The sequence below is a fragment of the Ruegeria sp. CDSB022 genome, from assembly GCF_059611145.1.
The window spans coordinates 49,929-73,533 of record NZ_JBXWOZ010000018.1 but is presented as its reverse complement, the minus strand read 5'-3'; the positions used below and the strand labels follow the sequence as shown (position 1 = coordinate 73,533).

24 protein-coding genes and 1 tRNA gene are annotated in these 23,605 nt (G+C 57.4%); 19 read left to right on the top strand and 6 right to left on the bottom strand.

Annotated elements, in window-relative coordinates:
• Window positions 1–218 precede the first annotated feature (218 nt).
• Window positions 219–842: a protein-methionine-sulfoxide reductase heme-binding subunit MsrQ gene (msrQ, locus tag AC2FIZ_RS18675; protein WP_142639507.1), complete on the bottom strand. Its 624-nt coding sequence runs from the start codon at window positions 840–842 to the stop codon at window positions 219–221.
• 4 nt (window positions 843–846) lie between these two features.
• Entirely contained in the window at window positions 847–1,749 is a 903-nt protein-coding gene (gene msrP / locus AC2FIZ_RS18670) for a protein-methionine-sulfoxide reductase catalytic subunit MsrP (protein WP_496689812.1), read from the bottom strand.
• Window positions 1,750–2,003: 254 nt separating this feature from the next.
• Between msrP and AC2FIZ_RS18665 the strand changes: the two genes are divergently transcribed.
• Both AC2FIZ_RS18665 and AC2FIZ_RS18660 read left to right on the top strand, forming a co-directional pair.
• The gene (locus tag AC2FIZ_RS18665) at window positions 2,004–2,819 is read left to right on the top strand and encodes a cyclase family protein (protein ID WP_496791457.1); all 816 of its coding nucleotides are present in this window, start codon (window positions 2,004–2,006) and stop codon (window positions 2,817–2,819) included.
• Between the two features lie 46 nt (window positions 2,820–2,865).
• Window positions 2,866–3,489 (top strand): class I SAM-dependent methyltransferase, encoded by a 624-nt coding sequence (locus tag AC2FIZ_RS18660; RefSeq protein WP_496791455.1) that lies wholly within the window; start codon window positions 2,866–2,868, stop codon window positions 3,487–3,489.
• Window positions 3,490–3,542: 53 nt separating this feature from the next.
• Here the strand turns inward: AC2FIZ_RS18660 and clpB are convergent, their stop codons facing one another.
• Together clpB and AC2FIZ_RS18650 are read right to left on the bottom strand one after the other, a co-directional pair.
• Window positions 3,543–6,161, bottom strand: a complete 2,619-nt coding sequence (clpB, locus tag AC2FIZ_RS18655; protein ID WP_142639513.1) for an ATP-dependent chaperone ClpB — start codon at window positions 6,159–6,161, stop codon at window positions 3,543–3,545.
• A 125-nt stretch (window positions 6,162–6,286) separates the two neighbouring features.
• Entirely contained in the window at window positions 6,287–6,619 is a 333-nt protein-coding gene (locus AC2FIZ_RS18650; RefSeq protein ID WP_142639515.1) for a hypothetical protein, read from the bottom strand.
• A gap of 139 nt (window positions 6,620–6,758) precedes the next feature.
• On the opposite strand from AC2FIZ_RS18650, the gene pyrF reads away from it, so the two are divergent.
• Window positions 6,759–7,463 carry an orotidine-5'-phosphate decarboxylase gene (gene pyrF, locus AC2FIZ_RS18645; RefSeq protein ID WP_281973698.1) on the top strand — a complete coding sequence of 235 codons (705 nt, stop codon included), beginning with the start codon at window positions 6,759–6,761 and terminating at the stop codon, window positions 7,461–7,463.
• 359 nt (window positions 7,464–7,822) lie between these two features.
• Window positions 7,823–9,076, top strand: a complete 1,254-nt coding sequence (locus tag AC2FIZ_RS18640) for a DNA polymerase IV (protein ID WP_281973697.1) — start codon at window positions 7,823–7,825, stop codon at window positions 9,074–9,076.
• A gap of 2 nt (window positions 9,077–9,078) precedes the next feature.
• On the opposite strand, the gene AC2FIZ_RS18635 is transcribed toward AC2FIZ_RS18640, so the two are convergent.
• Window positions 9,079–9,939: an N-formylglutamate amidohydrolase gene (locus tag AC2FIZ_RS18635; RefSeq protein WP_496729410.1), complete on the bottom strand. Its 861-nt coding sequence runs from the start codon at window positions 9,937–9,939 to the stop codon at window positions 9,079–9,081.
• 148 nt (window positions 9,940–10,087) lie between these two features.
• Here AC2FIZ_RS18635 and AC2FIZ_RS18630 point away from each other — a divergent pair.
• The 8 genes from AC2FIZ_RS18630 to AC2FIZ_RS18595 all read left to right on the top strand — a co-directional run bounded on the left by AC2FIZ_RS18630 (window position 10,088) and on the right by AC2FIZ_RS18595 (window position 14,493).
• Window positions 10,088–10,162: transfer RNA gene (locus AC2FIZ_RS18630), tRNA-Val, on the top strand.
• A gap of 90 nt (window positions 10,163–10,252) precedes the next feature.
• The gene (gene ykgO / locus AC2FIZ_RS18625) at window positions 10,253–10,378 is read left to right on the top strand and encodes a type B 50S ribosomal protein L36 (protein ID WP_008562923.1); all 126 of its coding nucleotides are present in this window, start codon (window positions 10,253–10,255) and stop codon (window positions 10,376–10,378) included.
• Between the two features lie 184 nt (window positions 10,379–10,562).
• Entirely contained in the window at window positions 10,563–10,949 is a 387-nt protein-coding gene (locus AC2FIZ_RS18620; RefSeq protein WP_271951870.1) for a hypothetical protein, read from the top strand.
• On the top strand, window positions 10,939–11,460 hold the full coding sequence (locus AC2FIZ_RS18615) for a hypothetical protein (RefSeq protein WP_496791454.1): 522 nt from the start codon (window positions 10,939–10,941) through the stop codon (window positions 11,458–11,460). The genes AC2FIZ_RS18620 and AC2FIZ_RS18615 overlap by 11 nt, the downstream gene beginning before the upstream one ends.
• Before the next feature lie 20 nt (window positions 11,461–11,480).
• Window positions 11,481–12,047, top strand: coding sequence for a hypothetical protein (locus AC2FIZ_RS18610; RefSeq protein ID WP_271951874.1), 567 nt, complete (start codon window positions 11,481–11,483; stop codon window positions 12,045–12,047).
• Between the two features lie 247 nt (window positions 12,048–12,294).
• Window positions 12,295–13,311, top strand: coding sequence for an extracellular solute-binding protein (locus AC2FIZ_RS18605; protein ID WP_281995992.1), 1,017 nt, complete (start codon window positions 12,295–12,297; stop codon window positions 13,309–13,311).
• Window positions 13,312–13,423: 112 nt separating this feature from the next.
• Window positions 13,424–13,978 (top strand): helix-turn-helix domain-containing protein, encoded by a 555-nt coding sequence (locus AC2FIZ_RS18600; protein ID WP_281995993.1) that lies wholly within the window; start codon window positions 13,424–13,426, stop codon window positions 13,976–13,978.
• On the top strand, window positions 13,975–14,493 hold the full coding sequence (locus AC2FIZ_RS18595; RefSeq protein WP_281973692.1) for a GNAT family N-acetyltransferase: 519 nt from the start codon (window positions 13,975–13,977) through the stop codon (window positions 14,491–14,493). Before AC2FIZ_RS18600 ends, AC2FIZ_RS18595 begins: the two co-directional genes overlap by 4 nt.
• Before the next feature lie 8 nt (window positions 14,494–14,501).
• On the opposite strand, the gene xylB is transcribed toward AC2FIZ_RS18595, so the two are convergent.
• Entirely contained in the window at window positions 14,502–15,938 is a 1,437-nt protein-coding gene (gene xylB / locus AC2FIZ_RS18590) for a xylulokinase (RefSeq protein ID WP_281973691.1), read from the bottom strand.
• A 114-nt stretch (window positions 15,939–16,052) separates the two neighbouring features.
• Here xylB and AC2FIZ_RS18585 point away from each other — a divergent pair, with 114 nt between their 5' ends.
• The 7 genes from AC2FIZ_RS18585 to AC2FIZ_RS18555 all read left to right on the top strand — a co-directional run bounded on the left by AC2FIZ_RS18585 (window position 16,053) and on the right by AC2FIZ_RS18555 (window position 23,587).
• Window positions 16,053–17,078 carry a LacI family DNA-binding transcriptional regulator gene (locus AC2FIZ_RS18585; protein ID WP_496791452.1) on the top strand — a complete coding sequence of 342 codons (1,026 nt, stop codon included), beginning with the start codon at window positions 16,053–16,055 and terminating at the stop codon, window positions 17,076–17,078.
• 92 nt (window positions 17,079–17,170) lie between these two features.
• Window positions 17,171–18,472, top strand: coding sequence for an ABC transporter substrate-binding protein (locus AC2FIZ_RS18580; RefSeq protein WP_271951885.1), 1,302 nt, complete (start codon window positions 17,171–17,173; stop codon window positions 18,470–18,472).
• A 107-nt stretch (window positions 18,473–18,579) separates the two neighbouring features.
• The gene (locus AC2FIZ_RS18575) at window positions 18,580–19,446 is read left to right on the top strand and encodes a carbohydrate ABC transporter permease (protein WP_496791451.1); all 867 of its coding nucleotides are present in this window, start codon (window positions 18,580–18,582) and stop codon (window positions 19,444–19,446) included.
• A gap of 12 nt (window positions 19,447–19,458) precedes the next feature.
• Window positions 19,459–20,289, top strand: coding sequence for a carbohydrate ABC transporter permease (locus tag AC2FIZ_RS18570; protein ID WP_142639541.1), 831 nt, complete (start codon window positions 19,459–19,461; stop codon window positions 20,287–20,289).
• Window positions 20,290–20,301: 12 nt separating this feature from the next.
• On the top strand, window positions 20,302–21,306 hold the full coding sequence (locus AC2FIZ_RS18565) for an ABC transporter ATP-binding protein (protein WP_142639543.1): 1,005 nt from the start codon (window positions 20,302–20,304) through the stop codon (window positions 21,304–21,306).
• Window positions 21,303–22,076 (top strand): L-iditol 2-dehydrogenase, encoded by a 774-nt coding sequence (locus AC2FIZ_RS18560; protein WP_281973689.1) that lies wholly within the window; start codon window positions 21,303–21,305, stop codon window positions 22,074–22,076. The genes AC2FIZ_RS18565 and AC2FIZ_RS18560 overlap by 4 nt, the downstream gene beginning before the upstream one ends.
• On the top strand, window positions 22,076–23,587 hold the full coding sequence (locus tag AC2FIZ_RS18555) for a mannitol dehydrogenase family protein (protein WP_496791450.1): 1,512 nt from the start codon (window positions 22,076–22,078) through the stop codon (window positions 23,585–23,587). The genes AC2FIZ_RS18560 and AC2FIZ_RS18555 overlap by 1 nt, the downstream gene beginning before the upstream one ends.
• The last annotated feature ends 18 nt before the right edge of the window (window positions 23,588–23,605 follow it).

Sequence of the window (23,605 nt, the reverse complement as noted above, 5' to 3'; positions counted from 1 at the left end):
CAGTGTGTCACAAGCGCCTCAGCAGCGCCGGTGAAGGGGGTTCTAAGCATTACAAACATACACCGCAAGCAGAAAATTCCCGAAACTCTCGAAAATCTTCAAAACAATTATTTACTGAAATAAAACAAATGCTTACAAATAGAACCGCGCCCAAATACGGCGACCAACCGCCAAGATGCGTACGGAAAATTGTGTTTCGCACAGGCTTGCTGGCAGACTCAGGCCGAGTCGGGCGGAATCGCACCTCGGAATCGGCTCATCAGGGTCGAGATCGGTAGGCGCAAAGCAAGCAAAGCCAAAATCACGGACAAATAGATCAAGGGTTCGATCTGAAATCCTTTGGCCTGCATTACATAATGCACGCCCCCCAGAACTGCTGCCGGATAGACCAAACGCTGAAGCGCGCGCCAGCCCGGGCCAAGCTGCCGTACTGAAAAGTTGTTCGACGTCACGGCCAGTGGCAGCGTCAGAACAAATGCCGCCATACCCACAGTTATATAGGGGCGCTTCAGGATGTCCGCCCAGATCTGCCCGGGGGCCTGCACATCCAATACCAGCCAAACCAAAAGATGCAGACTGATATATATAAATGTCAAAACGCCCAGCGCCCGCCTGAACTTGATCAGGTTCACGCCGACAAACCTGCGCAGGGGCGATATAGCCAGAACAACAATCAAAAACTGCAATGCCAGTTTGCCGTACTTATGCTCAAGAGCCTCAATCGGGTCGGCACCCAAACCTCCGGTCAGCCCTTGATAGAACAGCCAGGGTGCCGGCAGGACCCCCAGCAAATAGACGGCCCAATCAGGGATCCGACGGAATATCTGGTTCAGCGCGCTCATACTCTCAATAATGCTTGGACAGATCCATGCCTTCGTAAAGCCCGGCGACCTCGTCCTCGTAGCCATTGAACATGAGCGTCGGGATGCGCTTGGCAAACAGCCCACCGCCGATTTGACGCTCCGAGGCCTGCGACCAGCGCGGGTGATCCACATTGGGGTTCACGTTACTATAGAAACCATATTCGCGCGGACCGGCCATGTTCCAGCTTGTCGGTGGCTCAACATCTGACACCGTAATGCGAACGATCGACTTGATGGATTTGAACCCGTATTTCCACGGAACCACCAGACGCAATGGTGCGCCGTTCTGGTTCGGGATCGGCCGGCCATAAATACCAGTGGCCATCAGGGTCAGCGGGTGCATTGCTTCGTCCAGCCGCAGACCTTCACGGTACGGCCAGTCCAGAACCGGATACTGAACACCCGGCATTTCATCTGGACGATAAGCGGTTTCAAAGGCCACGTATTTGGCGCCTTCCTGAACACCGGCCATGTTCAGCAGGTCGGCCAGTTCAAACCCGTTCCAAGGGATCACCATCGACCATGCCTCGACACAGCGAAACCGGTATATCCGTTCTTCGACGGTCATTTCGGACAGGATGTCCTTGAAATTGTAATCGCCGGGCTTGTCCACCAGACCGTCAATTTTGATGCTCCACGGCTCAGTAACAAGAGTATAGGCGTATTTTGCAGGATCTTCTTTCCGCGTACCAAACTCGTAATAATTGTTATAACCGGTGATCTCTTCCCAGGTATTCGGCTCCAGCGCCTCTTGCGCGGTTGCCCCCTGCGCCAGCCCTGCCAATCCGACACCCGCCATCCCGACCATCATCTGGCGCCGGTTCAGAAACGCCGCCCGGGGGGTGACGTCGGCATGTGTCAATGTGTTGGTCCAGCGATGCGCCATCTAAGTCTCCGTCTTCATACATCCTCTGAGGTGAGGTAGTCCGCTGATAGCACAGAGCCAAGGAAACAGGCCTCACGATTGAGCGACCAGTTTGTAACGTATCAGGGGGGTGAGGCTGTTGTCGCGGCACCACCTGTGGTCACCACCTTTACAACGCAGGCCTCAAAAATGCAGGCTGGGCCGCAGGTATTACCAACAAGGGAAAAGATGGACGACCCATCCAACGATTGAAATCCACCAGTGGGAGAAGAAGAATGTGTGACATCTGCGTTATGAATGCCGTCAAAGATCGAATGCTGTCGCGGCGGAGTTTCTTAAAAGCTGCTGCCGCCACGAGCGTTGCGGCTGCGACCACCGGAGCGATTGCACCAGCAGCGCTGGCCGCAGGTCATGGCGGGGTCGAGGACATGACCCATACGCTCAGCCCCGACTTTCCGACCTGGGGAGGCGAACCCGGCATTTCCGCCGAACAGGCGTTCAACTTCGCGGATCACGGCTTTAACCTGTTCAATCTGTCGATCAACGAACATACCGGCACGCATATAGATGCGCCTCTGCATTTTTCCGCGAATGGTATGTCGGTCGATGAGATACCGGTGACTGATCTGGTTGCACCGCTTTGTGTCGTCAATATCGCCGCGCGCGCGGCCGAAGACGCCGACACCCGCGTTACCCCGGACGATCTGAAGGCGTGGATTGCGGCCAACGGAGACATCCCCGACGGCGCTTGCGTAGCGATGCATTCCGGTTGGTCCGGCAAGACCGCCACGGACGGGTTCCGCAATTTCGACGGTGAGGCGCAGCACTATCCAGGGTTTCACGTCGAAGCGGCGCAGATGTTAATGGAAGACACCGGCGCGCGGTCGATTGCGGTGGATACCCTGTCGCTGGATCACGGCATGTCCGCTGATTTCGCCACCCACTATGCCTGGCTGCCCTCGGGCCGGTTTGGCATCGAATGCCTTGCGGGCCTGGATCGGGTTCCGACCGCGGGGGCCACGCTGGTCATCGGCGCACCGAAACATGCTGGCGGCACCGGAGGTCCGGCACGGATATTCGCGTTGGTCTAAAGACACGATGCACTAGTGATACAGCATACCTTCAAAGCACGGACCAATGCCCAAACCCATTGCCGAAATCACGCATCGTTACGATACAGCCGCGCCCCGGTGGCGGGACAAGATGCGCGCGCTTGGGTACTATGATGGCTACCTAGAATTCCTGACCTCGAGATTGCCTGTCGCTGACGACGTGACACATGTGGTCGATATTGGGGCTGGCACTGCGTCCTTCGCCGAGGCCTGGGTAGCGGTCCACGGAAAACCGGCCAGGATAACCTTACTTGAACCCAGCGCGGGGATGATCAGGCAAGGCCAAAAGGCTCTGCGGGCGCGGGGGGTCGAACCAGAACTAGCCCAAGGGGTGCTAGGTAATGTCAATCTAGACCCCGTGAGCGTAGCTCTTGCGGCCCATGTGATTGAACATTGCGCAGATCCGTCCCAAGCCTTGCAAGACATTCACAGACTGCTGCGCCAGGGGGGTCGCCTGTTTTTGGTGGTATCAAAGCCACATTGGTGTAACGCCATCATCTGGTTGCAATGGCGACATAGAACGTTTCAGCGCGCGGAGATCTTAGAGCTGCTAGATGAAGCAGGTTTTGATTGCGAAACGGTCTATTCTTTCCCATCTGGCCCACCCTCTCGGACAAGCCGGGGGTTAGTCGCAAAAAAACGCGGGTAAATTCAAGAATGGACCCACCAGTCAAGCGGGTCCATTCAACAATCAGTTTAGGTTCAATGCACCACGGCATCATCCGGTCGTGGTCGCTCAGACGTGCCCAGCCGATCGCCTATGATCAGGCCCTCGGCCCCGGCGGTGACCGGAATAGACTCGCCATCCTTGATCTCACCCGCCAGCAGCGCCTCGGCCAGCGGGTTCTGCAAGGCGCGTTGGATCACGCGTTTCAGTGGGCGAGCACCGAAGACCGGGTCATAGCCCTCGTTGGCCAGCCATTCCTTAGCCCCGTCGTCCAGAACCAGCTCGATCTTCCGCGCGGCCAGGCGTTTTTGCAGGCGTGCCATTTGGATATCGACAATGCCATCCATATCACCCCGTTTCAGGCGGTCGAAGATGATCGTTTCGTCCAGACGGTTCAGGAATTCGGGCCGGAAATGCGCCCGGACCGCATCCATCACATCCCGCCGCGCTTGTGCACTGTCGGCACCGTCGGGCAACTGGCTGAGCGCCTGAGAGCCGAGGTTCGAGGTCAGGATGATCAGCGTTTGCTTGAAGTCCACGGTACGGCCCTGACCATCGGTCAGCACACCATCATCCAGTACCTGCAACAGCACGTTGAACACATCCGGATGCGCCTTTTCGACCTCGTCAAACAGCACAACCTGATAGGGCCTGCGCCGCACGGCTTCGGTCAGCACACCGCCTTCGTCATAGCCGACATAGCCCGGAGGGGCGCCGATCAGACGGGCAACCGCGTGTTTCTCCATGAACTCGGACATGTCGATGCGCACCATCGCGTTGTCGTCGTCGAACAGGAAGTTTGCCACTGCCTTGGTCAGCTCGGTTTTCCCCACGCCGGTTGGTCCGAGGAACAGGAACGAACCCAACGGACGGCCTTCGTCGTTCAAACCTGCACGAGCACGGCGCACAGCGTTGGACACGGCGGTCACCGCTGCATCCTGACCGATCACGCGTGAATGCAGATCGTCTTCCATCCGCAGCAGCTTTTCGCGCTCACCTTCCAGCATTTTCGAGGTCGGGATTCCCGTCCAGCGTTCGACAACGCTTGCGATCTGTTCGGGGCGCACCGTTTCTTCGGCCATCATCTGGCTGCTTTCGGCGTTTTCGGCTTCGGTCAGCTTCTTCTCAAGCTCGGGGATGACGCCATAGGACAGCTCACCCGCCTTGGCGAGGTTGCCTTCGCGCTTGGCGATTTCCAGATCGGCCCGTGCCTTGTCGAGCTGTTCCTTCAGATCGCGCGCACCAGCCAGCTTGTCACGTTCGGCTTGCCACTGGGCAGTCATCTCGGCAGATTGCTCCTGCAGATCGGCCAGATCCTTTTGCAAGGTTTCCAGACGATCCTTCGATGCCGCATCATCTTCGAGCTTCAGCGCCTGTTCCTCGATCTGCATCTGCAGAATCTGGCGATCCAGCTGATCGAGTTCTTCGGGCTTGCTGTCCACTTCCATCCGCAAGCGAGCCGACGCTTCATCGACAAGGTCGATAGCTTTATCGGGCAGGAAGCGATCAGTGATGTAGCGATGCGACAGGGTCGCTGCCGACACCAAAGCCGAGTCTGAAATACGCACACCGTGGTGTAGCTCGTACTTTTCCTTGATGCCGCGCAGGATGCTGATCGTGTCCTCGACAGTCGGCTCCTGTACCACAACCGGCTGGAACCGGCGCGCAAGGGCCGCGTCTTTTTCCACGTACTTGCGATACTCATCCAGCGTGGTCGCACCGATACAGTGCAACTCACCCCGGGCAAGCGCAGGCTTGATCAAGTTGGCGGCGTCCATCGCGCCATCGGATTTCCCGGCACCGACCAGCGTGTGCATCTCGTCGATGAACAGGATGATTTCACCGGCGGCCTCGGTGACCTCGGTCAGAACGGCCTTGAGGCGTTCTTCGAACTCACCGCGATATTTCGCACCGGCGATCAGCGCACCCATATCGAGCGCAAGCAGCTTTTTATCTTTCAACGACTCCGGCACGTCACCGTTGATGATGCGCAGGGCCATGCCCTCGGCAATCGCGGTTTTACCCACGCCGGGCTCCCCGATCAGAACCGGGTTGTTCTTGGTGCGACGCGACAGAACCTGCATCGAGCGGCGGATTTCTTCATCGCGCCCGATGATCGGATCGATCTTGCCCTCAGCTGCGGCTTCGGTCAGGTCACGCGCGTATTTCTTGAGCGCGTCATAGCCTTCTTCCGCCGATGCGGTGTCAGCCGTGCGACCCTTGCGGATGTCATTGATGGCTTCGTTCAGTTTCTGCGCCGTCACCGCGCCATCTTCCAAAGCATCCTTGGCTTTGGATTTCACCATGCACAGCGCCATCAGAATACGTTCAACCGGCACGAAACTATCGCCTGCCTTGGTGGCGATCTTTTCAGCTTCATCCAGAACTTTGGCGGTCTGACCATCCAGATAAACCTGGCCCGCATCGCCACTGACCTTGGGAATTTTGGCCATGGACGCATCCAGTGCGTTAACGACACGGCTGGGCGCTCCGCCTGCGCGGGTGATCAGATTGCTGGCCAGCCCCTGATCATCGTCCATCAAGGCTTTGAGTATATGTTCAGGGGTCAACCTCTGGTGCCCCTCGCGCATCGCAATCGTTTGCGCTGCCTGCACGAAACCTCGTGCCCGCTCGGTGAACTTGTTCAAGTCCATATTTTGCTCCTTCTCTAAGCGCCCGGTTTTGACGCGCCCGCCTGGCAGCGCGCGTCGGTCTGGGCCTCACATTCAATCTGGGAAATATCTTGCGCGGTTCAAGGGGTCTGCCAACAGAATCCAACCTACCGACGCGGCACAGAATAAACTGTATACCCCCCAGTTTTCGCCACAGAACGCGCACCGTACATATCGACAAGCGATTGCGCTGCATCGCTGCCCGTCGGGCAGGAAACCAGATCGGCGGCGTCATCCAGAAAATCCACGGTAAAGGCGGATTCCCCTGTAACCTGACAGTCATCATCCATCGAACGATAACCGCCAATCAGCCGGAGGTTGTCGTTTGTCGGAGACCTCAGGACTGTATCAGCAGCCTCTTTTTCCAGCGCCATGTCCTGACACCCGGCCAGCATCAGCCCCGCGCAGATTGCGATAGTGGGTTTCGTAAACTGTCTCATTCCGAATTCCGTCCCAGTTGCACAACGCGATAATAGCACAGTCGGAAACCTCTGCCGTGATCTGAATCACGCAAGGCGCGCATGGACAGAAGCGCACGAAACCGTTAGGACGCAGACGTTTGCCAAAAAGGAGCCCCCAATGTCCGATGACCGCCTGATTGTAGCCCTTGATGTCCCCAACGCCCTGGACGGTCTGGCCTTGGCCGAGAGGTTGGGGGACAGTGTCTCATTCTACAAGATCGGCCTGGGAATGCTGACAGGGGGCGGGTTAGCCCTGGCGAACGAGTTAAAGCAGGATCAGGGCAAGCGCATCTTTCTGGACATGAAACTGTTCGACATCGGTAATACGGTGGAAAATGCGGTGCGTGGTCTGGCACAGTTCGATTTGGATTTCCTGACCGTTCATGGTGACCCGCACGTGGTGCGGGCCGCCAAAGAGGGTGCGTCTGGCAAAGACCTCAAGATCCTGGCCGTAACCATCCTGACCTCGTTGAACCGGGATGATCTGGATGCCAGCCTGCTGAAGTCGGGCGATGTCCAGGACCTGGTTGTCGAACGCGCGGCCAAAGCGTTGGAGGCGGGTGCCGATGGCGTCATCGCCAGCCCGCAAGAGGCCGCGCTGATCCGTGCCCTGCCCCAAGCCGAAAACCGCTTGATCGTGACACCCGGTGTTCGGCCCGCCGGTGCCGCTCTGGGAGATCAGAAACGGGTCGCAACCCCGGCAAATGCCATCGGTGATGGTGCCGATCACATCGTCGTCGGGCGCCCAATCTATCAGGCGCAAGACCCTAAAGCCGCCGCAGAGGCGGTGCTTGCAGAGTTAAATTCCTTATCCCGACACTAGGGCAATCCGGCTAAATCAGGCTAAATTTTCGCAAGAACAACCCGCAAACAGTTGACCTCAGGTCACTTTTCACCCGATCCGCGCCAAATCGTCCCTGTGCCCCAAAACACACATGCAAAACACGAGTTTCCACTGTGTGAACTGGGTTCTATCGAAAAATTCGATTTTGAGAGAATCTAAGTAGGTGATACTCCCCGCGGACCATCTCTTCCTGAGGTCCGTCACCTCCCCCCGCCACTTTGCGGGGGGCCTTCTTTTGGCAGATCTGGTTCCTACCCTCACTGTGCGGGTTTTGCCCGTGGCATGCGAATGATATAGTCACCGAACCTTACGGACCGCATGGAAGACGGGAAAAGAAAATGCCCGGCCTCTGCCGAGATTGCTTGACAGAACTGACCAAGGAACGCCGCTGCCCGGTTTGCGGCAGCCCGCGCGTCAAAACGCATCCTGAATTGTTTGACCTGTCCATCGCACATATGGATTGCGATGCCTTCTACGCCTCTGTCGAAAAACGGGACAATCCGGAGCTGGCTGACAAACCCGTCATTATCGGGGGCGGCAAGCGCGGTGTTGTGTCTACGGCCTGTTATGTCGCCCGAATTCGCGGCGTCCGTTCGGCAATGCCGATGTTCAAGGCGTTGCAACTATGCCCCGACGCTGTCGTGATCAAACCGCGCATGTCGGTCTATGCCGAGGCTTCGCGCCAAATCAGGTCGATGATGGACGAGCTGACGCCGATTGTTGAACCGCTGTCCCTGGACGAAGCGTTCATGGACCTATCCGGCACGCAACGTCTGCACGGTGCGCCCCCCGCCGTCATGCTTGCACGATTGGTCAATCGGATGAAGGACGAGTTGGGGCTGACTGGGTCAATCGGGCTGTCACATAACAAGTTTCTGGCCAAGGTCGCATCCGATCTGGACAAGCCACGCGGTTTCTCGGTGATCGGCAAGGAAGAGACATCCGCGTTTCTGAACGACAAGCCAGTGCGCCTGATCTGGGGCATAGGCCCTGCGGCGCAGGAATCGCTGGACCGCGCAGGCATACGCCTGTTCTCGGACCTGTTGCGCTGGGACCAAGAGGATCTGACCGCGCGGTTTGGCTCCATGGGCTACCGGCTGTGGCATCTGGCCCGCGGTCAGGACAAGCGCCGGGTTTCGGCACATGAACCGATGAAGTCCATCAGCAACGAAACGACCTTTTTTGAGGATACGGCCAATGCCGACATTCTGGATGGGCACCTTTGGCGGATGGCGGAAAAAGTCTCGGATCGGGCCAAGGCCAAGGGGCTGGCCGGGCGGGTTGTGACGCTCAAACTGAAACGGGCCAATCACAAACTCATTACGCGACGCGTTTCTCTTCGCGATGCCACACAGATTGCCGATCGGATCTATCGCACAGCACGGGCGCTGTTCGATCAGGTTGGTGATCAGGGCCCCTATCGGCTGTTGGGGTGTGGCCTGTCGGATCTGTGCCCCGAGGATCAGGCGGATATTTCAGGGGATCTGCTGGATCCGGATGCCTCGCGCAGGTCGCAGGCCGAACGCGCCACGGATGAGATTCGCCGCCGTTTTGGGACGGATGCCATCGTCAAAGGACGTGCCCTGCGCTGAGGTTATTCGGCTGCGAGCTGCAGCGGCTCAGGTCCGATCCGCGCAATATCCATGATGATTTCGCCCAGGGTCTCTTTGAAGGCAGCGAAATTGTCATTCGGCTCGATCCTGCTTTCATCCATATACAGGGATCTGTCGATCTCGATCTGTACAGCATGCTGGTGGCGGCTGGGGCGTCCATAGGTCTGGGTCACATAGGCCCCGGCAAACGGCGTATTTCGGGCCACGCTCAGACCCGCCGAGACGAAAGCGGCCTCTATCTGTTCGACGACCTCTGGCGCTGCAGAGGCACCGAACCGATCCCCCAGCACGATCTCGGGACGTCTGGAATTGACTGTGGACGCAAGCGCCACGGCTTCGTGCGGCATCGAATGACAGTCGATCAGAATCGCCTGCCCGAATTCCTGATGCGATTCTGCCAGCAACGATTTGATCCGGGCATGATAGGGACGCCAACAGGTATCGATTCGCAGACGCGCCTCATCCATGGTCAGCTTACCGCGATAGATTTCTCGACCATTGGCGACCACACGCGGAATCACCCCCAGCCCGGACGCTACCCGCGGGTTATGGCCTTGGCGGCGCGCGCCCTGAATAAGGGCTGGATCCAGCTCTTCTGCGCTGCGGTTCAGATCGACATAGGCGCGTGGCATCATCGCCGAAATCAGTGGCGCACCATGGTCCGCCGCTGATGAAAACAACTGATCCACAAAAGCATCCTCGGAAGAACGAATCACATCTTGGCTGAGAATCGATCGCTTCATCAGCCCATTTGGATAGTTTCGACCGCTATGCGGAGAGGAAAAAACCACACAGGACGTGCGCTTGTCAGGCATATCCAGTAGGTAAGCAGCGTTTTGCATGGCGACTCCTTGTTCGCACCAAACATAGACCGGAAAATAGTTCTACCAAACCCCTTGAACCCTTTTGCGACTCCTTTTATAGACCCCGCTACCGGCGCGGGGTTCCGCGCCCCATTTCGTTATGGGGTTGGCCACGCGACGGTTTCATGGGCGGTTAGCTCAGCGGTAGAGCACTTCGTTGACATCGAAGGGGTCACAAGTTCGATCCTTGTACCGCCCACCATGAACTCACTGCTTCGGATTTCCGGGGCACCCGCAAACCCAGGCGCTGGCCACGTCCTTGATGAAGGCGCCGCAGATTGGAGACAGACCCATGAAGGTCAAGAACTCGCTCCGCTCGCTCAAGAACCGGCACCGTGATTGCCGGGTTGTGCGTCGCAAAGGCCGCGTCTACGTGATCAACAAGACGCAGCGTCGGTTCAAAGCTCGTCAGGGCTAAGAACTGCACATACTGAATTCAAAGAACCGCGCCTTCGGGTGCGGTTTTTTTGTCCGGCATTTCAACCAGATGTAATGCGGACGGAACTGCAGGAATTCGCTCAGAAAGTTCGGTTCTAAGATTCAACGTTGTGATAGGACGATCTCGTGCTACGCTTTCCGTGATTTTATGACGGGAGGTCGGATTGGCCAACGATGATCTGGACAAGATATTCGGAACAACTCTGACCGACATGGTAGCCGATATAGGCCGCAGTGTGGCCCAGGCGGCCGAACAGCTTAGCATTGATCAGCTGAAAGCGCTGAAGAACTACCCCCAGGAACTGCGCGATCTTGGCATCCCGCCGGTCTTTTATCACATGCAGGATGTCGATGTGGAACTGAAGGTCGTCATGGAGATGAGCAGTTCCACCGAAGAAGGCCAACGCAGCAGGATTGGCACCTTTATTTTTGGCCCGAAGCTGACTCAGACAGACACGCTCGATTCCAAAAGCGCGTCGACGATGCGAATGCGTTTCGCGCCCGGTCCCGTAGATGAGAGCAGATCTTTGGATGGCAATGATGGCAACTAAGAAAGTCAAAGCCCCCAAAAGAGTGCCCATAGATGTCCGCGTCACCGAGATGCCCGAGGCATTCACCACTCTGCTTCAGTCACTTGAAAACCGCATTACGGCAATGGAGGCGCGCGAAGTCGCGCTGCTCGAGACGATCAACGACCTGCAAGAACGGATCGACGATCTGGAAGAAGGCAGCGGCGGCATGTTGATGGGCGCGGGTAACCCGGTGATGAACCCGATGGCCGAGGGCCGAGCGGCAATAGGAGCGGACGATCCTGACACACAGGTCGTCAACGCGCAGGAATTCTCGCAAGCCCTGGGTGAACAGATCCTCGCCGGGTCTGATGGGAGCAGTGATTTCACCATCGACAACGTCAAAGTCGAAGCGGTTGTTGGGTTGGGTCAGGACGGCACCAAAGCCCAAATCGCGACGAATGCCCGAAAGCAGGCGATCAGCCAGAACGCATCCAAAGTCACATTTTCCGTCAGGAGGCGGACCGCCACGCAAATTATTGAGAAAGACTGAATTAACAGAGGAGATTGGAAATGAGTATCGGGCAGGAACTGCTAAACGTCCCGTTTGCGGAAATGGTTCAAAAGCTTGCGCTTTCCGTTGCCGAGTCGCAGACCGAGTTGGATCGACATTCTACAGATGTCGCCAAATATATGGCCGATCAGAAGATCCAGCTTCCGGACCTGTCCAATCCCAATGGCCCCCCCAAAGAATTCAGTTTGGTTTCCATGGGCTTTCTACCCGCATTCTACGCGGTGCAAGAAGCCGAAATTGAGGTCAAAATGGCGATCTCAATGACTAAGCAAACCGAAAAAGCGGGCAGCGCTTCGGTCAAAGGTGGTTGGGGCCCTGTCGCAGCGCAGGTCAATGCCAGCTATTCCTCGCGCTATGCTTACAGCCAAGAAGGCGCAAGCAGGCTGACCATCAAACTGGCCCCGGCCGATCCTCCGGTCTTGCTGCAGAAATACATGGAAGCTGTCACACAGGTCATGCTGAAAAAAGAACCGGTGTTGACCGACGACCCAGACCCTGAGCCGGCCCCCGCACCTGTCCCGGACCCGTCTCCACCTGAACCTGAAAAAAGACAGCGAAAGCGCTAAGCAGCATCTCTCGATCTTTCAGTTCTTAAATCAACACGACTAGGTCAGCCATGACGGCGTAGCCAGGATCGGCATTGCCGACCCTCAGGCCCCGCTGTGCAGTACCACTTGGTCGGGGCCAGTGACATGTTGGCAGTGATTTGACCAACTAATTTTGTCGGAATTTCTTGCATCCCCCTGAGAATCGTTTAATTGACCATTTCAGTCGGGTTATTACCCGCGCCGATTTTCAATGTTGGGACACATGATGCTGAAATCCTCTACCTGCGTTGCCGCCGCCCTGACGGCCCTGATCGCGACCTCTGCCGCTGCCGAGGGCGAACTGAACCTTTATTCTTCGCGCCACTACGACACTGACGAACGCCTCTATTCCGATTTCGAAGAGGCCACCGGTATCACCATCAACCGCATCGAAGGCAAAGCGGACGAGCTGATTGCTCGGATGGAGGCCGAGGGCGCGAACTCACCCGCAGATATCTTGCTGACCGTTGATACCTCGCGTCTGGCGCGTGCCAAGAACGCGGGTATCCTGCAGCCGGTCGAAAGCGCGGTTCTGGAAGAACGTATTCCCACCAACCTGCAGGACGAAGACAACCAGTGGTATGGCTTTTCGCAGCGCGCGCGGATCATCTTCTTTGACAAGGCCGATGTGACCAACCCGCCCGCGTCTTATCTGGATCTGGCCAAGCCCGAATACAAAGGTCTGGTCTGCATCCGGTCGTCCAGCAACACCTATAACCAGACCCTGCTGGCCTCGATCATCACAAACCACGGCGCGGAAACCGCCAAGACCTGGGCCGAAGGCATGGTCGCGAACATGGCGCGCGAACCGCAAGGCGGCGACACTGACCAGCTGCGCGGCATTGTTTCGGGTGAATGCGAGATCGCCGTTTCGAACTCCTATTACTTTGCCCGTGCAATGCGTAAAGACGTCAAAGGCCTGAGCGCTGAGATTGACATGATCGGCGTCCAGTTCCCGGCACAAGACGCCGAAGGCGCACATATGAACTTGTCCGGTGCTGGCGTTGCCGCAAATGCCCCGAACAAGGACAACGCGATCAAGTTTCTGGAATACCTCGCCAGCGATCAGGCGCAGGTCTATTTCTCGAACGGAAATGACGAATTCCCGGCGGTCGAAGGCGTCGCCCTTGCGGATAACGTGGCAGCGCTGGGTGAGTTCAAAGCCGACGAGATCAACCTGTCCGAGGTTGCCAAGAACATCCCCGAGGCACAGAAGATCTTTAACGAGACCGGCTGGAAGTAATCTTTCATTCTATCGAACAGAAGGGCGCAGTTTTCTGCGCCCTTTTTCTATTGTGAAGTTATGTTTTCTGGTCAATAATCTCATATACGGAAATGTTTCCCATATACGAGCTATGCCTGATACCCTATCCGACCGCCTTGCAAACCACCTGAATCAACTTCGCCAAACGCGGAGATGGTCGCTGGATCAGTTGGCGGAACACAGCGGTGTCAGCCGGGCCACTCTGTCGCGCTTGGAAAAGGGGGATGTCAGCCCAACCGCAGAAACTCTGGGCCAGTTATGTGCGGCCTATGGGCTGCCGATGTCGCGTCTATTGATGATGGTCGAGGACAGTTTCGCCCCCCGCGTTCCCTTCGAAAATCAACCCGAATGGCGCGACCCCGAAACCGGCTTTACCCGCCGGTCCGTCTCCCCTCCGGCCGCTGGCCTGAGCGGAGAGGTCATGGAAGGCCATCTGCCCCCTGGCGTTGTGATCACCTATGACACGCCGCCAAAACACGGGCAGGAGCATCACCTGATCATGCTGGACGGTGGCCTGACCCTGACCGTGGATGGAACCGCGCATCATCTGACCAGCGGGGATTGCCTGCGCTATCACCTGTCTGGCCCGACACGTTTCGAAACCCACGCCGAGCGCGGTGCGCGGTATTTGATGGTGCTGATATGATATCGCGACTGACAGCCAATGACCTGAACAACGCTCTGGATGACCTGACAGAGATACTGCACGCCTGCGTGCATGACGGGGCGAGTATCGGGTTCATTCAGCCATTTCCGTCGGACGACGCGCAGCGCTATTGGCAGTCCCATGTCTGGCCAAACATCCAGACCGGCGCGGCCGAGATATTCGTCTATCGTGATGGCGAACGGATTGTCGGCACCGCACAGCTGGTGCCTGCCGCGATGCCCAACCAAGCGCATCGCGCCGACGTGTCCAAGCTGCTTGTTCATCCCCGCGCGCGACGGCGGGGCATTGGGCGGGCGCTTATGGCGGCGGTTGAGGCGCGGGCACGCGAACTGGGGCGGTCCCTTTTGGTGCTGGACACGCGCAGCACGGACCCGTCGCTCCTCCTCTATCAAAGCCTTGGGTTTGAAATTGCCGGAGAGATTCCGAACTACTGCCGCAGCCCGGAAAATGATCGGCTGGAACCAACAACCTTCATGTTCAAAGACCTTAGCTGAGAGGGCGATCAGTCCACGGTGCTAACGGCAGTATAAAGCCGCCGAAACCGCCCCAGGCGTTCAAATAACGCATGCATTTCTACAGGCTCGAACCTGTCGGTCGTCGCAGGTTGCTCGGCCAGATCAGCTATGGTCAGCGCACCGTCAGCACAGGCCGCCAGCCGGGCGGCGCCATAGGCCGGGCCGGATTCCGCCCCCACTGAACGCACTATGGGCTTCTCGGTTACGGCTGAAATCAGACCCAGCAACAGATCAGATCGACTGCCCCCGCCTATCGCGGCAAGCTCTGGCAAACTGTCTACCGTGTCGCCAAAACTCTGCGCCGCATCAGCGAAACAAAAGGCGATTGCCTCGACCACCGAACGGCAGATCTCGGCACGCGTTGTGGCGTCCTCAAGGCCAAAGAAACAGGCTCGGATATGCGGGTCCCCCAGGGGGCTGCGCTCACCTGTCAGGTAGGGCAGGAATATGGGCACACGATCACCACTGACGGTTTCAGCAAGCCCGACAACCTCGGCAGCGGACAGCCCCAGCTGATCACCAATCCACGAAATGGGCCTTGCCCCGTTCAGCATCGCCGCCATTTGATACCAGCGGTCGGGCAATGTATGCGCAAACGCATGGACATAGCGTTCGGGGTTGGGCTTGTATTTACGATCCGCAACAAACAACTGACCAGATGTCCCCAACGAGATAAACCCACGTCCAGGTTCGGTTGCGCCCAATGACACCGCACCGGTTGCCGCATCCCCTCCCCCGGCCACGACAGGCACGCCCGAGTTCAATCCGGTCTCAGCTGCAGCCCGAACTGTTACCGTGCCAACGACATTGTGGCCGTCGAACATCTGCGGCAGCCAGTCAACAGCGACATCCGTGGCTTCCGCCATTCCGGTATGCCAGCGGCGTGAAGCCTGGTCGAGCCACATTGTTCCTGCGGCATCGGAAGTATCGGTTGCAAGCTCTCCATGCAGACGTAGGCCGACATAATCCTTGGGCAGCAGGATATGGGAGAGTCGGGCATAATTGTGCGGTTCATGCCGTTTCAGCCAGGCAATCTTGGGCGCCGTAAAGCCGGGCAAAGGCAGGACGCCTGCGATGTGACCAACCTGTGGCTGTGCCGCGCGAATGTCGTCGCATTCGCGGACCGCGCGGCTGTCATTCCACAGAATTGCCGGACGGATGGGGCATTGGTCGCGGTCCAACAGCACGGCCCCGTGCATCTGCCCCGACAATCCGACTGCTTTCACATCCGACAGGGAGATTTCGCCAGCAAGCAGGCCCAACGCATCGCGCGTCGCCTGCCACCAAATCTCCGGGTTCTGCTCGGACCAGCCGGGCTGTGGCGACGACGTCCCGATGCCGACTGACGAGGTCGCAAGAATTCGGCCGGCATCCGCGCAGACAAGTTTGACCGCTGACGTTCCGATGTCGATCCCAAGATACATTCACACCCCTTGCCTTGCATAATTCCGATATCACCGGCCAGGCTATTGATTTTTTTTGCGCGCGCAAAGAATATGTAAAACTATGATAAGATCAAGGCGGACGAACAGACTGGCATGACGAAGATCAGGAACATGGAAGAGTTTGCGGCCCTCAGCGGCATCTCTCGGCCCACAGTATCGAAATATTTCCAGGACCCAGACAGTGTTCGGCCCACAACACGGCTCCGTATCGAAGAGGCGCTTGAGCGGTTCGACTATCGCCCCAACATCTATGCGGTGAACCAAAACCGGAAACTGACCAAGAATATCGGCATCGTGGTTCCCTATCTTGCCGATCCGTTCTTTGCCGAAATCGCGCGCTATCTGGAACAAAGCTGTATTGCTGCGGGGTATCGCCCGTCGCTGTTCAGCTCGCATGGTGATCCCAAGCTGGAAATCGAAATTCTTGACGGCCTTAAATCCATGAAGCCTGCCGGGGTCCTGCTGGCACCTTTGGGGCGCACGTCGGATCGGTCAGCGATCGAAAAGTTTTGCGCCAATGTGCCGACAGTCCTGTTTGACAGTAATCTTGAAGGTTTGGGCGCGGCCTTTATCGGGTCGGACAATTTCAGTTTCGTCTCGCAGACAGTCGAATACATGACCCGCACCGGCGAACCGCCTTCATTCTTCGAAATGCGCACCCCCGCCAACCCAAACGCCAACAAGCGACGGAAGGCCTATATCGAAGTGATGGAGCGCCTTGGGTTCGATCCTCATATCATCAAAGTCGACGGCAAGGGTTGGGCATTTGAAGAGATTGGCAAACATGGAGCCGCCGGAGTTCTGGAGCGGCAAGAGCTGAAAACGGATTCGGTTTTATGCAGCAACGACCGCCTGGCAATCGGGTTTCTTTCGGCATGTTACGAACAAGGGATTCGGGTCGGCCGCAAGAAAGACTGCGCGTTGCGGGTCGCTTCGAACGATGACCATCCCTTCTCAAGATTTACCTGCCCGTCTTTAACAACGGCCGCCCATGACTACGACAATGTAGCGGGGCGCAGCGTCGAAACTCTCTTTGAACTCATTGAAAGTGGAGGGAAATTTAACGAGAGAACGGAAACACTGTTTCCTGCACGACTTGTTTTGAGAGACTCCGCATGATCAAAAATTAACGCGCGTAAAGTTTTTATTGACGCCGCGACAATTTTCCCCTTACCCTGTCCAAACAACATCCAAGCTCAGGGAGGACAAGGATGTATCTCAAGAACGCACTTCGTGCGGCGACAGCAATGACTTTCGTCGCCACGGCAGCAGCCCAAGCGGATACCTTAACAATAGCGACCGTGAACAACGGCGACATGATCCGGATGCAGGGCTATACCGATAAATTCACCGAAGCGACCGGCATCGATGTCGAGTGGGTTACGTTGGAAGAAAACGTGCTGCGCCAGCGCGTGACAACGGATATCACGACCAAAGGTGGCCAATTCGACATCATGACCATCGGCATGTACGAGACGCCGATCTGGGGCGCGAACGGCTGGCTGGTACCCCTGGACGGGCTGTCGGATGAATACGACGTAGGTGACATCCTGCCCGCCATGTCAGGCGGCCTTAGCCATGATGGAACGCTCTACGCGGCTCCGTTCTACGGCGAAAGCTCGATGATCATGTATCGCACTGACCTGATGGAAAAAGCGGGTATGGAAATGCCGGACGCTCCGACTTGGGAGTTCATCCGCGAAGCGGCTGCTGCGATGACCGATCGCGACGCTGATATCAACGGTATCTGCCTGCGCGGCAAGGCTGGTTGGGGCGAAGGCGGTGCTTTCATCACAGCGATGTCCAATTCCTTTGGTGCGCGCTGGTTTGATGAAGATTGGAAGCCACAGTTCGATCAGCCCGAATGGGCTGACACGTTGAACTTCTACGTAGGTATGATGAACGAGTCCGGCCCCGCAGGTTACGCCACTAACGGATTTAACGAAAACCTGTCGTTGTTCCAGCAGGGCAAATGCGGCATGTGGATCGACGCAACGGTCGCGGCTTCTTTCGTGACCAACCCGACAGACTCGACAGTCGCGGATAGCGTTGGCTTTGCACTTGCACCCGACACTGGGCTTGGCAAGCGCTCGAATTGGTTGTGGGCGTGGGCTCTGGCAATACCGGCTGGTACGGAACAGGCAGACTCGGCCAAACAGTTCATCGAGTGGGCGACATCCAAAGACTACATCGAACTCGTAGCCGAAAACGAAGGCTGGGCCAACGTGCCTCCGGGCGCACGTACGTCGCTGTACGAAAATCCGGATTATCAGGCGGTTCCGTTCGCCAAGATGACATTGGACTCGATCCTGTCGGCTGATCCGAACAATCCGACTGTAAAGCCAGTGCCTTACGTTGGTATTCAGTTTGCAGCGATCCCGGAATTCGCAGGTATCGCCACGCAGGTGAGCCAGGAGTTCTCGGCAGTTTATGCCGGGCAGCAAACGGTAGAAGAAGCTCTTGCCAAAGCGCAAGCCTTCACTGCCGAAGAAATGGAAGCCGCAGGCTACTAAGGCCTCCTTCCCAGCGGGTGGACAGAGGTCTGTCCCCCGCTTCACCCTTCCACAACTCGCGTTTTTCTCGCAGGCTGAGCTATGCCTGAACAGAGAGGTTTTGCGTCATGGCTACTCAACATTCCCGATCAGTTGCACGCCTGATGATGGCACCTGCAGTGATCCTGCTTCTTGGCTGGATGCTCGTGCCTCTGACGATGACGCTGTATTTTTCCTTCAAGAAATACCTGCCCCTGCGCGGCGGTGATCTGGGATGGGTCGGCTTGGACAACTACGTCCGTTTCGTCTCCTCCAGTTCCTTCTGGCCCGCGGTTCAGGCCACGCTGATGATCGTCGGCGGTGTGCTTGCCATCACGGTTGTTCTGGGCATCCTTCTGGCAATGCTGCTGGATCAGCCGATGTGGGGCCAAGGCGTTGTCCGCATCCTAGTGATCGCACCGTTCTTTGTGATGCCGACCGTTTCCGCATTGGTCTGGAAGAACATGTTCATGGACCCGGTCAATGGCCTGCTGGCCCATCTGTGGCGCTTTTTCGGGGCTGAGCCAGTTTCCTGGCTATCCGAGGCGTCGATGACGTCAATCATCATGATCGTATCGTGGCAATGGCTGCCGTTTGCGACACTGATCCTGCTGACCGCGATCCAGTCGCTGGACAGTGAACAGTTGGAGGCCGCGGAAATGGACGGCGCGCCACCGCTCAAGCGCTTTTACCATATCATCCTGCCACATCTAGGCCGCGCGATTACCATCGTGATCCTGATCCAGACGATTTTCCTGTTGTCGATCTTCGCCGAAATCTTCGTGACCACCGGCGGCGCCTTCGGCACCCGTACACTCACCTACCTGATCTTCCAGCGCGTGCTAGAGGGCCAGAACGTCGGCCTTGGATCAGCCGGAGGTGTCTATGCAATCATCCTTGCCAATATCGTTGCGATCTTCCTGATGCGCATCGTCGGCAAGAACCTGGACGCGTGAGGAGGTAACGATATGAGCCGCTCAGTTACACCCCGTCGCAAGTCGCTTAACACCGCCCTGGCATGGGCCGTTGGTCTGCTGATCTTTTTCCCGATCCTCTGGACCATCCTGACCAGCTTCAAGACCGAAGCACAGGCCATCGCCAGCCCGCCGCTGTTTCTGAACTTTGACTGGACGCTGGAAAACTATGCCATCGTTCAGGAACGCTCGGACTATATGCGGTTCCTGTGGAATTCGGTGATCATCGCGGGTGGTTCGACCATATTGGGCGTGATCATCGCGGTGCCCGCCGCCTGGGCGATGGCCTTTGTGCCATCAAAACGCACCAAGGACATCCTGCTGTGGATGCTGTCCACCAAGATGCTGCCTGCGGTCGGTGTTCTATACCCGATCTACCTGCTGTTCATCCGGCTTGGGCTTTTGGACAGTCGCGCAGGTCTGGTTGTGGTTCTGATGCTGATCAACCTGCCGATCATTGTATGGATGCTCTACACCTATTTCCGCGAAATCCCCGGTGAGATCCTGGAAGCCGCCCGCATGGACGGGGCAACGCTGAAGGAAGAAATCCTTTACGTGCTGACGCCGATGGCGGTGCCCGGTATCGCCTCGACCATCCTGTTGAACTTTATCCTCGCCTGGAACGAGGCGTTCTGGACCCTCAACCTGACCGCAGTTGACGCGGCACCGCTGACGGCCTTCATCGCCAGCTACTCCAGCCCCGAGGGCCTGTTCTTTGCCAAACTCAGCGCGGCATCGACCATGGCAATCGCACCAATCCTGATCCTTGGCTGGTTCAGCCAGAAACAACTTGTCCGCGGCCTGACCTTCGGCGCCGTGAAATAAGGAAAACTCCGCATGGGACGCATTCAACTCAAATCCGTGACCAAGAAATTTGGCGACGTTGAAGTCATTCCGCCGCTGGACCTGACCATTCAAGATGGCGAGTTCACTGTCTTCGTCGGCCCCTCGGGCTGTGGTAAATCCACCTTGTTGCGGCTGATTGCCGGGCTGGAGGATATCACCTCGGGCAATATCGACATTGACGGGGCGGACGCCACCGATGTCCCGCCCGCAAAGCGCGGTCTGGCCATGGTGTTCCAATCCTACGCGCTCTACCCGCATATGACGGTGCGCAAGAACATCGCCTTTCCGCTGCGTATGGCCAAACTGGATCAGGCCGAGATTGACCGCCGCGTCGAGGGCGCTGCCGATGTTCTGAACCTGACCGATTACCTGGATCGCCGACCTGGCCAACTGTCCGGCGGTCAACGCCAGCGCGTTGCCATTGGCCGCGCCATCGTACGTGAGCCTGCGGCGTTTCTGTTTGACGAGCCACTCTCGAACCTCGACGCCGCCTTGCGCGTTGGAATGCGGCTTGAAATCAGCGAGCTGCACAAGCGTCTTGCAACCACGATGATCTATGTGACCCATGATCAGGTCGAGGCGATGACGATGGCCGACAAGATCGTCGTGCTGCAGGCCGGTGTGATCGAACAAGTGGGCAGCCCGCTCGAGCTGTATAAGACTCCGCGAAACCTGTTTGTCGCGGGCTTTATCGGCTCACCCAAAATGAACTTCATTGCGGGCGAAGAGGCCGCGAAACATGACGCCCATACGATCGGGGTCCGCCCCGAGCATCTGGAGGTATCCGACAGTTCCGGCACCTGGTCCGGGGTGGTTGGGGTTTCCGAACATCTGGGCTCGGACACGTTCTTCCACATTCACGAAACCGGCCTTGCGGACACGATCACCGTACGAGCGGGGGGTGAAGTTGGCTTCAACCATGGCGACCGTATCTATCTGACGCCACGCGCGGATGTGATCCATCGGTTTGACGCAAAGGGCCTGCGGATCGAATGACACGTCTGGTCGGTAAAACCGCCCTGATTACCGGGGCCGCGCGTGGCATCGGACTGGCCTTTGCCAAAGCCTATGTTGCCGAAGGGGCCCGTGTCGCGCTGGCCGACATTGACGGCGCGCGCGTGCAAGCCGCGGCCGCCGAAATCGGTGAGGCCGCTTTGGCTATCGAGATGGATGTGACCAACCAGCAGAGCATCGATGCAGCGGTGGCAAAGACGGCTTCACATTTCGGTCCCATCGACATTCTGATCAATAACGCCGCCATCTTTACTGCAGCACCAATCGTTGAAATCGAGCGTGCCGACTACAACCGAGTTTTCGACATCAATGTCTCAGGCGCCTTGTTCACGATGCAGGCCGTCGCGCGCCACATGATCGAACACGGGACCAAAGGCCGGATCATCAACATGGCATCGCAAGCCGGACGACGGGGCGAGCCTCTGGTCGCCGTCTATTGCGCAAGCAAAGCCGCTATCATTTCGCTTACCCAATCTGCAGGGCTGAACCTGATCCAACACGGCATCAACGTAAATGCCATTGCTCCGGGGGTTGTCGATGGCGAACACTGGGATGGCGTGGACGCCTTTTTTGCAAAGCATGAGGGCAAAGAGCCCGGGCAGAAGAAACGCGAAGTAGCCGCAGCGGTGCCGCACGGTCGGATGGGCCGTGCCGAGGACCTGACCGGAATGGCCGTGTTTCTGGCCTCAGATGAGGCGCAGTATATTGTCGCGCAAACCTATAATGTCGACGGCGGGAACTGGATGAGCTGATGGATCCTCTGGCAAACGCAAATCCCCCGGTGCGGCTGCGGCGCGACAGCCTTGCAGATATGCCTGCGACTGTCAGGACACCGAATTACCTGCCCACAGACCTGAAACCCGGCATAGTCCATATCGGGCTGGGCAATTTTCACCGCGCGCATCAGGCCTGGTATATCCACCAGTTGATGCAACAGGGCCAAGCACTGGACTGGGCGATCATCGGGGCCGGTGTCCGCAGCTATGATGCCGAAATGCGAGAGAGGTTGCTGGCGCAGGACTGTCTGACAACACTGATCGAGCTGGACCCAAAGGGAATATCCGCCGAAATTGTCGGAGCCATGATCGACTACCTGCCAATCGAAGAGGGCAATGCGACGCTGATCCGGCAGATGGCCGATCCGTCCATCCGGATTGTGTCGCTTACAGTGACCGAGGGCGGCTATTTTCTGGACGCCAATACCGGCGCGTTCAACGCCGATCACGAAGACATTCGATACGATGCCGCACATCCCAACCAACCCCGAACCGCGTTTGGCGCCATTGTCGCAGCTCTTCGACAGCGCAAGAAGGAGGGTTTGAAACCCTTTACCACGCTCAGCTGCGACAACCTTCAGGGCAACGGGGTGATCCTGCGAAACTGCATTGTTGGTTTGGCGCGTATGTCTGACCCGGATCTAGCCAACTGGATCGACCAATATGGCGCATTTCCCAATTCGATGGTGGATTGCATTGTGCCTGCTACGACAGAGCAGGTTGTTTCGCAATGCCACGGACTTGGAATCGATGACCGCGTCCCTGTCTCACATGAAAACTTTCGCCAATGGGTGATCGAGGACAATTTTTGCGCAGGGCGTCCGCCGCTCGAACAAGTCGGTGTCACACTGACCCACGATGTTCATAGCTATGAGACGATGAAACTGCGTATTTTGAACGGCGGTCATCAGCTGCTTGCGAATGTCGGAGAAATCCTGAACGTCCCGACGATTTCACGATGCATGCAGGACTCTGATATCCTGGCGTTTTTCGCTAAAGTTCAGGCAGAAGAAATCCTCCCGCATGTCGCTGCTGTCCCCGGCGCTAAACCAAGTGAATATCTTGATCTGGTCGAAAAGCGATTTGCAAACACTGCCATCCATGACACCACGCGCCGTGTCGCGTTTGACGGATCCTCACGGCATCCCGGGTTCTTGCTGCCTTCGCTGCGTGACGCAGTTGCCTCGGACCCTGCCCCCAGCGGGCTGGCCCTGGCCGAGGCATTCTGGTGCCGGATGTGTGCAGGCAGGCGCGAGGATGGGTCTGAAATTGCGCCAAACGACCCCCATTGGGACACTCTTCAGCACATCGCGCTGGCGTCCAGAGATGATCCGAAACTGTGGATCGAGCAGGATCAATATTACGGCGAGATTGGCCGTGATACCCGCTTTGGTCAGGACTTTTCTTTTTGGCTGACCAAGATCTGGAGACATGGCAGCCGCGCTGCGATAGCAGACTACGTCGCGCAGACGTCCACGTCAGAGTAACCGGTCAAAACACATGGA